We start from the raw sequence: 578 nt of genomic DNA on the forward strand, positions 1-578 counted from the left end.
TTCACCAAGTCACCTGTACGGTACATGCGCTCTCCTGGATAAAACGGATCTGGGACAAACCGTTTGTCCGTTTCCTCTGGGAGATTCCAGTAGCCTCTTGCCAGTCCTTTCCCCGCAATCACGAGCTCACCCGGTACGCCTTGCGGCGAGAGGTCATATAACGAACCCATAATGTAAAAACGAGTATTGGCAATCGCTGTTCCGATAGGAAGCGTGCCTTGATCTGGATCAATGATCCCGCTTGTCGCCACGACCGTATTTTCTGTTGGGCCGTAGTTATTGACGAGTTTGTATGGAACGGGCTTCACCTGTTTCAGCTTGTCCCCGCCTGTCAGTAAGTAACGGAGAGAATGATTGTCCATCGACATAAACTGCTCACATAGCTGTGTTGGCAGGAATGCAATGGTGATGCCTTCGTGATTAAAATACGAATTGAGCTTGATCATATCGAGGCGAATCGCTTCATCGATGATATGGAGCTCTGCGCCGGCGATCCACGTCGGGAACATCTCCCAAATGGAGGCATCAAAGCCAAAGCCGGCATATTTGGCGGTTCGGTCTTGTTTCGTCACCTGGAA

1 protein-coding gene is annotated in these 578 nt (G+C 50.3%); it reads right to left on the bottom strand.

The features are described 5' to 3' along the window. On the bottom strand, positions 1 to 578 hold a 578-nt coding region (locus tag BA79_RS18700), incomplete at both ends, for an AMP-binding protein (protein WP_155923910.1).

Source organism: Bacillus altitudinis 41KF2b (assembly GCF_000691145.1).
Taxonomy (GTDB): Bacteria; Bacillota; Bacilli; order Bacillales; family Bacillaceae; genus Bacillus; species Bacillus altitudinis.